Annotated in this window: 8 protein-coding genes; 5 read left to right on the forward strand and 3 right to left on the reverse strand. The window is 64.4% G+C overall.

Annotated features, from left to right (window positions below; translation table 11 throughout):
* Nucleotides 1-341: 341 nt before the first annotated feature.
* Nucleotides 342-1505, reverse strand: coding sequence for an MAB_1171c family putative transporter (locus ACFYOW_RS15045; RefSeq protein WP_387288144.1), 1164 nt, complete (start codon nucleotides 1503-1505; stop codon nucleotides 342-344).
* Nucleotides 1502-2005 carry a hypothetical protein gene (locus tag ACFYOW_RS15050; protein ID WP_387288146.1) on the reverse strand — a complete coding sequence of 168 codons (504 nt, stop codon included), beginning with the start codon at nucleotides 2003-2005 and terminating at the stop codon, nucleotides 1502-1504. The genes ACFYOW_RS15045 and ACFYOW_RS15050 overlap by 4 nt, the downstream gene beginning before the upstream one ends.
* Nucleotides 2006-2629: 624 nt before the next feature.
* Here ACFYOW_RS15050 and ACFYOW_RS15055 point away from each other — a divergent pair.
* The 3 genes from ACFYOW_RS15055 to ACFYOW_RS15065 all read left to right on the forward strand — a co-directional run bounded on the left by ACFYOW_RS15055 (nucleotide 2630) and on the right by ACFYOW_RS15065 (nucleotide 5770).
* Complete coding sequence (locus ACFYOW_RS15055) at nucleotides 2630-3364, forward strand: tryptophan 2,3-dioxygenase family protein (RefSeq protein ID WP_387288148.1); 735 nt, start codon at nucleotides 2630-2632, stop codon at nucleotides 3362-3364.
* A gap of 130 nt (nucleotides 3365-3494) precedes the next feature.
* Nucleotides 3495-4484 (forward strand): aminotransferase class V-fold PLP-dependent enzyme, encoded by a 990-nt coding sequence (locus ACFYOW_RS15060; protein ID WP_387288150.1) that lies wholly within the window; start codon nucleotides 3495-3497, stop codon nucleotides 4482-4484.
* 29 nt (nucleotides 4485-4513) lie between these two features.
* Nucleotides 4514-5770: a tryptophan 2,3-dioxygenase gene (locus tag ACFYOW_RS15065; RefSeq protein ID WP_387288152.1), complete on the forward strand. Its 1257-nt coding sequence runs from the start codon at nucleotides 4514-4516 to the stop codon at nucleotides 5768-5770.
* Between the two features lie 40 nt (nucleotides 5771-5810).
* Here ACFYOW_RS15065 and ACFYOW_RS15070 read toward each other — a convergent pair whose 3' ends face one another.
* On the reverse strand, nucleotides 5811-6245 hold the full coding sequence (locus ACFYOW_RS15070) for an XRE family transcriptional regulator (RefSeq protein ID WP_387288154.1): 435 nt from the start codon (nucleotides 6243-6245) through the stop codon (nucleotides 5811-5813).
* 180 nt (nucleotides 6246-6425) lie between these two features.
* On the opposite strand from ACFYOW_RS15070, the gene ACFYOW_RS15075 reads away from it, so the two are divergent.
* Nucleotides 6426-7829, forward strand: a complete 1404-nt coding sequence (locus ACFYOW_RS15075; protein ID WP_387288156.1) for a hypothetical protein — start codon at nucleotides 6426-6428, stop codon at nucleotides 7827-7829.
* 16 nt (nucleotides 7830-7845) lie between these two features.
* On the forward strand, nucleotides 7846-9417 hold the full coding sequence (locus ACFYOW_RS15080; RefSeq protein WP_387288158.1) for a hypothetical protein: 1572 nt from the start codon (nucleotides 7846-7848) through the stop codon (nucleotides 9415-9417).
* The last annotated feature ends 1 nt before the right edge of the window (nucleotide 9418 follow it).

Below are 9418 nucleotides of genomic sequence, written 5' to 3' on the forward strand. Positions count from 1 at the left end.
TCACGCGGCCTGATCCGATGAAGCGGACGACAGTCCAGCACCAGCGCACCGCCATCGGCGCGTCGGCGAAGTAGTCCGGTGCGTGCGACCGCGGCTTGCTCTCCGGTGTCGTCCAGGCACCGCCCACGCATCGATCAACGCCATCCGCCGCTCCCCGGACTCGCCATCGACAAAGACGATCTCGAACTCCCCGCTCCCGCAGCAACCTCGTGCACGCAAATCTTAGTCGGCCCGATGACGACCAGCTGAGGCACGTGTTGCCTGCTTTGCACAAGTTCGTGACCGAGTTGCTGCACGAGGTAATCATGAAGCTGAGGCTGCGCCCGTCTCGGACGCGGCGGCTAGACCTCGGCGTTGCGATGTATCAGCTCGGCGGATCGCAGGGCGCGTCCGACGCGTCCGAGCCATCTGGCTTCGTCGAGCAATGTGTCGGTGCCGCCCTGTTCAGCGGACAGGGTCATCGTCGTGTTGTGCCGGGGCGGGTCGCCTGCTTGTTTCGCCGTGATCGCCGAGGCGATGACGGCCGCCTCGATCATCGGGCCCCGCTCATGGTCCGGCAAGCCGAGCGCGTCGTACCGATCGGCGGCGAGTTGTCGCGCCTGTGGATCGGCATACCCGCGCAACGCCAGTTGTGCGTCCCGAATGTCGATGATCCGGCGACAGAGCCGAAATTCAGCGTCCCGCAAGGGATTCCATTCGCGGCTGGCAGGCAGCGGCACAATGCTCGTCGTGCCGGTCGCGGATGCCAGGTGCCAGCTCAGCGCACTGAGCTGTCGTTCGGCTCGGTGGCATCGGTAGGCGTGCAGCAGCGCCCCTAGAAACTCGCCCCCCGAGGGCAGTGCCATCCCGGTGATAACGATGAGCAGTCCGGTTACAGTGAGTAGTCCGTCCACGGTGGCATACACCGGCCGGGGTGCGTGGCCGAGATCGACGGTGACCAGTACGTATCCGAGGAAGGCCAGGCGCGCGATCACGGCGATGCCGCCCAGTGCGATTACCCGGAATCCGATGCGTAGCCAAGGCTTCGCGGTGAGCGCGGCATAGCGGAACCCGAACACCACCGCCGCGACGGCGCTGACACCGACGTAGCAGATGAACAGATACCGATATTGGGCATCATTCGCGGAGGCCGGTGGGAAGGCGGCGAACAGTAGGACGACCGCGCAGACGACAACTGCGAAACCCGCGTAGCACAGCGGGGATCTGCGCCGCGCGATCTCGGTCCGGGTGGTGAGGTACACGAACCATATCTGGCTCGCGCACACCGCGAGCATCGCCGTGATGTCACTGAGCAGGATGCCGATTGTCCGGATATGGGTGTGCTGGTCGATGGCATCGGATTCGAGCCAGAGCAGCATGGTGGCCAGGATCGCGGCAGCGAAAAGCGCACTCGCACGGTGCATCCCGTTGCCCGGATCCCGCATGATGTCGCGAGCCTTGATGGCCAGGACGGCGCCACACGCGCCCGCCGTGAGCAAGATGAGCAGGATCGGGTCGGTGGTCACAGCGATTTGTCCAAGCGGCGGACTATGTCGGCGATCGCCGGATCGGCCGCGACGGTGATCGGCTGGCTCGACCGGTGTGCCCGTCGCAAGAGCAATGTCGCCGTCATCTCGGCCTCGGTTTCCTGCTCGGTCGATCCGCAGGACCTGGCGAGCACCTGTCCTTGGATCTCGTGGGCGACGTGCACGAACATGCAGTGCCGTCGATCATCGCCGATCGACTGACCGCGGTGACCGAAGAGTAGATGCGCGAATTCGTGGAAGATGATCTGCTGGCGGTGGATTGGGCTGGCGGACTCCTCGTAGATGACGGAATGCCCGCGTTCATCGGTGATCAGCAAGCCGAGTGGGCTCGCCGGGGGCAAGGCCATCGGGATCAGTTCGATCCGTCTGCCCACATGACGCTCCAGACGCTCGCACACCTCGCCGATACCGAAACGAGCCGGTAGCCAGAGCGTATCGATTCGCTGTTCGCAGCGCTTCCGCAAATCAGTGGTCCGCATGGCAGTCCTTGCTGGGTTGAGGTTTTCGTGTGCTACTGGTCGTCGGGGCGGCCTGCGGGTAGTCGCTCCAAGAATCGAGCCAGCGCGCTCAGGTGCCGGAAGGTCGGGTTGTCTCGTTGACTGGTGCGTAGGTACCAGACATATGAGGCTGTGTCGTCCACCGATCGCCCTTCCGTCAACTGGAATGGTTGCGAACCATTATCACTTGACAACCGTTGACAGGACACGCCATGCGTGGCAATAATCAGGCGCGTCAACTGATGTGAACAGGATTTGCCTGAGACTCACGCGTGTTGACAGGCTGTAGATGCGTTATGTCTTGGCGAGAGGACCGGCAGTGGGCAGAAGCACCCCGGAGGCCGATCGTCGGCAGGTCCTCGGTTCACCGCGACATTGCTCGACACCGGCACGAGCAGGCCATGGCCCTGGTTGTGCACCCAACGCCACACAGTCTCGTCCTGCGGCCGGTCGGGACCGGCCGCGCGGCCGTGCCGGTCGGCTACGCAAACTGTCAGTCCTATTGGCTCCGATAGTGAATTGGCCAGAAAAAGGACCGGGTACCGAATCACATCGGCTCCGGTGCAAGAAGGATATCGGCACAGTGTGTGGCATCCAGGGGTCGCGATGAAGGATTACTCCCAGCAGATACTGAGCGGGGAGGGCGATAACGACTATATCCGTTACATGCGCACCGATCGACTTCTCGATCTGCAGCGTCGCTCGGATGAGATGGTGCACCGTGACGAGTTACTATTCCAAATAGTCCATCAGTCGACCGAGTTGTGGCTGAAGCTGGCCTGCACCGAGTTACGCAAGGCGGCCGACCATATCGATAATGCCGATCCGAACAGTGCGATCGCATTGTTGACCCGAGCGTCTCTGGCAATGGATCTCATCACCGATCAGTTGGAGATGATGCGCCATCTGTCACCTTGGGATTTTCAAACTATCCGTACCGTTCTCGGCCACGGTTCGGGATCCGATTCTCCGGGCTGGCTTTCGGTGCGGCGAGATAGCCGGGCTATCGGGAAATCATTCACCACGTTCGTGCGGAATCGGGGTGTCGACCTGGTCGAAGTATATCGGTCCGCGCAGCAATCCGAAATACACCGCTTGGCCGAGGCGCTGATCGAATGGGATGAGCGGGTATCTTTGTGGAGGGTGCGGCACTTCAAGATCACCGCACGGTTGATCGGGCATCATGCGACCGGCACACAGGGCACGCCGGTCGCAATGCTGACCAAATTGATCTCGTACCGGCTTTTTCCCGAACTGTGGGAAATCAGAAGTTTCCTTACGGAGACCGGGCCGATGGCCCAGCAGAATGCCGAGCTACCCAGGAAGTTCGGCGATGAGTAGTCGGCCGATGTCTCCCGAGGCATTCCGATGTCACTTTCCGATGTTGCAACGCGCAGTACATCTGGCAAGTTGCAGCGTTGGGGCTCGTTCGGTGGAGCTCGATCGTGCCGTGTCTCGGATGCTGGCGGAGATGACCCAGGCCGGTGCGGCGTGGGAGGCATTCGAGAACCAGGTCAGGGTGGCACGAAATCGGTTTGCGGCACTGATCGGCGCGCGGCTCGACCAAGTGGCGGTAGTTCCCAACGCCTCGATCGGCGCCTTCCAGATCGCGTCGACGCGCAGCTGGCAAGCTCGCCCTCGTATCGTCACCACAACGGCCGAATTTCCGTCTATTGCCCATGTCTGGCGTGCCCAGAAGCAGTGCGGCGCCGAGGTTGTCGACGCCGGTCATACGGTGGATAGTTTTACCGCGTTGATCGACCGAACAACCCGCTTGGTTTCGGTGCCTTTGATCAGTTATCAGCACGCCGTGCGGCTGCCGGTCATGGAAGTGGTCCAGGCTGCGCACGCGGCCGGTGCCGAAGTCTTCGTCGACGCCTATCAGGCGGTCGGTGTGGATCCGGTCGACGTCGGGAGCCTCGGCTGCGATTTCCTCGTTGCCGGTACTTCGAAGTACCTACTCGGCTTGCCCGGCCTCGCTTTCCTCTACGCCCGCACGCCTGAATATTGCGACCACAATCCGACTTCGACAGGCTGGTTCGGGCGAGTCGACCCGTATGCCTTCAACTCCCTCCAATTGGATTTCCCGGCATCGGCGACTCGATTCGAAACCGGCACACCGGCGATACCGGCATGCTATGCCGCCGTGGCAGGGCTACAGCTTGTCGGTGACCTGGATCTCGCACTTGTTCGCAATCATGTATGGCGCCTGGGCGAACTGGCTCGCCAGCAATTGAGCGCACAAGGTGAGCGTGTGTGCGCCGTCCCGCCCGAGCGCCGTGGAGCACATATAGGAATTATCGACCGCGACCCCGCCGGACTGGGTCGCCAACTGGCCGGACACAACATTGCGGTCAGCCCACGTCACGACGTGGTACGGGTGTCATTTCACTATTACAGCAATGTCGAGGACATCACCGCTCTATGTGCAGCCCTGCGCGAAATCCGGCGCACGTTCTGAATTTTCTTTTGCAAGATAGGAAGGCTCTGATGTCCACCACTGAACTCGAGTCGTGGCTATGCGAGCCAACCGCTGAGCGATTCCCCTACGACGAAGTCCTCGGCGGGTATCACAGTGTCGGCAAGCACTTCGTGCCCACCGACACGTTGCAACTGCTCGACCAGGCCCGCGCGATACTGCCCCGGCTCGGTGGTCCTTGGCCACCGGTACGAGTCCTTGCCGCATTTCTGGACTGCGCGCTGGATAAACTGGACAATCGATATAGTTACCCGACTTACCTGGCGCTGCGGCTGCTCGAATTGCCCATCATCGATGATCCGATAGAGCAGGCGCTTTTCGCGCGGTCTCGGTGTGATCGGCGCACTGTGCAGCTGCTCGCGGATGTTCTGGCCTTCGAACTGGCCGCGATGCATGACCGAGCCACACTGCTGCCGACGATGCGCCCGCCACGGAGTGTGCTCGACAAGCGGATTCGGCATGGATTGCGTGCGATCCGGCCAGCGCTGGCGCGCTTGGCATTGGACCGCGGATCGACCGACGACGAGCCAGGCAACCGCGCGCGGCAAGTCAGTGCCCTCGTGCACGCCGATATGTCCTTTGCCGAGCGGCGCGTGCTCCAGCTGAGCATCCTGCCTGTCTACACCATCCACGACGAGTACCTGTTTCTTCGGGTGCTGCAGACCTTCGAGACAACCTTCACGCTTCTGGCCATGCACCTGCGTGGCGCTGTGGCAGCGCTGGCCGCCAGCGATGTGAGCCGAGCAGTCCACTTCATCAGCAACTCGACCACTGCGCTACGCGAGGCGGCACCGCTGTTCTCGATGCTTGCCACGATGCAGATCGAGTCCTTCCGGACTTTTCGTCAGTTCACCGAGGGCGCCAGCGCGATCCAGTCGCGAAGCTACAAGCTCGTCGAGTCGCTGTGTCGGCGTCCGGATGCCGAGCGGGTCGAGTCACCCGCGTACCACTCGGTGCCCGAGGTTCGCGACCGGGTTCTCGCCGGTCAGGAATGCACGCTCGACGATGCCTTCACCGGTGCGAGCCGCTCGGGCGACATCGCCGGATCCGAACTGGCGCGGCTGGCGGACGTGATGGCGGACTTCTCGGCCGCTCTACTCCGCTGGCGCACCACTCACTATCGACTTGCGGTCCGCATGCTCGGCGGCGCCAGTGGCACGGGATATACCGAGGGCACCCCCTACTTGGCGGCCTCGCGCACGATTCCGGTTTTCACCGCCGTCGAGCCCGTCGGCAACATGGCTCCCGACAACCCGATTGTGGTCTGACACTTCACGATTTTGCCACCTCCTCGGGTCCGCGCGGCAGTCACTGGTCGGCGGGTCGGCCTGCGGGCAGTCGCTCCAATCGGCGGAAACGGTTGATGACGTCGGTGACCGCGGCCAGGCTTTCGGCGGACAATCCGGCTGCTCGTAGCGCCACATCGCGTACGCCCGCGTCGCGCATGGCGGCCAGCAGACCGAGTTCGGCGTCGACCTCGCGACTGGTTTCGTCGTCGAAGAAGTAGGCGGGGGGAACTCCGAAGAATCGGGCAAGGGCGCTCAGGTGCCGGAAGGTGGGATTGTCTCGTTGACCGGTGCGTAAGTACCAGACATAGGAGCCCGACATCTTCACCTCCTGATCGCGGGCGATTGCGGAGGCGACCTCCTCGTTGCTGAACTCGCGACCGTCGGGCCTGCGTACGACGTCGAACAGATGGGTCAATTTCGACGCCAACGTCGAGGGAGTTTCGTCTTGGTCCACCGATCGCCTTTCCGTCAACTGGAATGGTTCCCAACCATTATCGCTTGACGACCGTTGACAGACAATGAGAGGCATGGTGCAATCGAGGCATCAACTGGTGTGAATGTGATTTGGCATCACAGTCACACATGTTGACGTTGCTGGCATCATGCGCGGGCGGGGGTTCCGAAGGGAGAACACGTGGGTCAACCGTTGTGGGGCGATCCCGACGGGCTCGAGGATCTCGCGGCGTTGGCCGATCGGATCGCGGATCAGCTTCGCGAGCTTGCCCCGCCCGGGTGGCGACGGTTGGAGGCGTGGTTCGCGATGACCGTGGTCGCCGAATCGGCGCTGCTGATGGTCGACGATGGCAGCCGGTCGACCCGGCATCAGGTGTCGGATGCGGTGTGGGAGACGGTGCGTCGGCATCGGCGGCTGTCCGCGGGTTCGGAATGCGGGCCGTGGTGGCGGTTGCTCCTGCGTATCGACGCGGACAGAGTGGAAGTCGTCGTCGATCAAGGCGCGCAGGAGCCGTTCCCCGGTGAGCAGTTGTTCGCACCGGATGCCTATCTGGCTGACTTGGAACGCTATCCGCGCGCTCGGTTGCCGGTGTGGTTGGCGGCTTATATCGGGCGCGGTGAACCTCAGTCGAGGCCGCCGCAGGCCGCCGTCGACGGGATACGTGCGGACCGGCGGGCGGGTGTGCGGGCGCTGGCCGTGGATGGCGAGCTGCCGGAGCTGGCGGTGTTGTGGGCCCGGTGGGCGGTACTGGCCGCGGCTTTCGTGGCGGTCGGATCGACACGGGGGCCGCGGATCGGACCGTCGGTGGGCATCTTCGAAAGTGCGGGACGCAGCGGCTCGACATTGACGCTGCTGCCCGGTGATCGGGCGGTGCTGTCGGGCGGGGTGTGGGATGCGCCTGTTTTGGACGCCGCGTACAACGGGGGCGGCCCGATGCCGAAATTATTTGCGGGAGCGCCGGATTGGGTTGCGGACCCGGTGCTCAATCCGCGTGCGATAACCGGGTTGCTGTCGTTTTGTTACTGGTGGGAGTCCGGTCGATGGTATCGCGGCGAATCCGCGCCGATACCGGAGTGCGCACCGGCACTGCCCGCGGTGTGGACTGTCTCGACGGTTGCCGGAGTTGTCGGCAGCCTGCTGGGTGACCGGTCGGAATCCGCCGAGCTGTTGGTGTCGGCGGCGCAGGCGGGCGCGGTGACCCGCGAGGCGATGGTGCAGGCCATCGGGGATGGCGATGGAGTCGATATCGACGGCGGACTATTCCAGTTGATGCTCGCGGATCTGGTTGCCGATCAGGTCGCCGGGATCCGCGAAGCGGATGCGCTCGATCTGGTTCGCGATCACATTCGCCAGCGGAGTTACGACACCACCGGATACTCGGTGGCGGCGTTGCGGGCCGATCGCATCAGCGTGGGCTGGTTGGTGCGTTCGCCGGTGCCGGACGGTGAAATGGCTTTGGACCGCATGGTTTTCTATGTCGCTGACGATGGCGTAGTCGAGCGCTCGACGTCTTCGGTGCCGCTGTCGGTATTCGTAACGGAATTCGAGCAGCGGTTCCGGACGCGTAGCAGCGGCCGAGTCTGACCGACGGGGTGCGGATGTGATCGGCGAAGTTCGGTTGGATCCGGACAGTCTGCGAAATCGGGGAGCGCGGCTGGCCGAACTCGGTGACCGGGTCGGGCATACCTATGCGGCCTTGCGGGATTGCCTGGCACAGTCCGAAGGCAGCTGGGGCGACGACGATATCGGCCTCGCGTTCGCCGAGGAGTTCAAGCCGCACGCCGATCAGTTGCTGGCCGGTGTACGGGCAATGGCGGAGAGCCTGCACGGCACGGCCGCCGGAATCATCGACGCCACAAGCCAATTCGAGGCGCAGGACGCCTACCTTGCCAGCCGGGTAGCCGCCACAGCCGAGGACATCGACCCGAGCATCGGGCAGCCTGCCCCGCAGCGGCCGGATGGCCGCGTCGGCACGCCAGTGATCGCCGACGCGCACTCATCCGATCCGGCGGCGACCTCTTCGGTAGCGGGAGGCCAGGCGTATCCCACGGATCGTGCCCAGCCCACCGAACGATCCGAGCCCGGCGAGCGGCGGTCGCCCGAGGCCGCCACGGAACGGTCCACACCCCAGGACGGTCCGCGGCGTCAGGATTCTTCGGATCGGACCGGCCAGGGATCGGATCGGGCAGGCCGAGAGGCCAGTGGGAGACCCGGCAACCCTTCCGATGACTCCGGTCGCCGACCCTCGGCCGCCACGGTGTCGCCCCCGTCCTCGTGGTCGTCGCCCACGGCCGCCACCGGGAACGCGGCCCGCTTTCCAGGCACGGTGTCCGGACCGTGGTCAGCGACCGATGCGGGGCGGCGAGACACCCCGTGGACCGGGCAACGGTCCCCGACATCCGGCTCGCCTGCGGGTGCACAATCGAGTCCCGCCAGCCCTCGGTACGGTTCCCCGCCGCGATCGAACAAGCCCACCGACGAATCGCAGCGCGGGCGTGATCGGCGCGGTTCCGCGGGGCAACCGGTTGCCGACCCCATGGTCGGGTGGCTGGCGCGCAGATTGGCCGAGCAGCACGGTGTGCGTGTGGCCGGATTCGATACACCCGGGCTGCAGGTGTCGGTGGTGCGGGAGTTCGTGGCCGCGGTGGACCGGGTGCTGACCGAATACCCGGTGATCGTCCTGGATGTCGTCGCGGTAGCCGAACTCGGCGCCGAATCGGGCGTGGTGCGGTGGAGTTCCGAACCGCGCGACTCCCGGGGTGCAGCTCGCTCGATCACTCTCGACCAGCGGACCGCCCAGGAGCCGACGAAAGTTGCCGGAACCCCGGAGACCGATACCGGCCTGGGTATCTATGCGGCCACGTTACGTGAGTTCGGCCGGGCGCTCGACGACGCCAGTGGTGGTGTCGCGCGCAGGCGGGCGCAGCGCGTCCTGCTCGCGGAGTACCTGCGTCGGGAGCCGGGGCGACACCGCACACTCGCCGAGGTGGTGCGCGGTTACCAGCACTGGCGTGCCGCGTTGACCGGGGATGCCACGGGCCCAGGCGGTTTCGACGTGAGCCGAGCCTTCGGCGCCGCGTTCTCCGAGGTAGTGCTGCGCGGGAATGAGGCGGGTATCCAAGCAAAGACACTGCATGCGGTGCTGGTCGACGCGGCCTCGCGGCCGGGCTAGG

The organism is Nocardia sp. NPDC006982 (assembly GCF_042869435.1).
Lineage (GTDB): Bacteria > Actinomycetota > Actinomycetes > Mycobacteriales > Mycobacteriaceae > Nocardia.

Excerpts from the sequence above, each read along its gene's own strand:
- ACFYOW_RS15050 (WP_387288146.1), bottom strand. The coding sequence starts at position 2,005 with ATGCGGACCACTGATTTGCGGAAGCGCTGCGAACAGCGAATCGATACG.
- ACFYOW_RS15055 (WP_387288148.1), top strand. The coding sequence starts at position 2,630 with ATGAAGGATTACTCCCAGCAGATACTGAGCGGGGAGGGCGATAACGAC.
- ACFYOW_RS15060 (WP_387288150.1), top strand. The coding sequence starts at position 3,495 with ATGACCCAGGCCGGTGCGGCGTGGGAGGCATTCGAGAACCAGGTCAGG.
- ACFYOW_RS15065 (WP_387288152.1), top strand. The coding sequence starts at position 4,514 with ATGTCCACCACTGAACTCGAGTCGTGGCTATGCGAGCCAACCGCTGAG.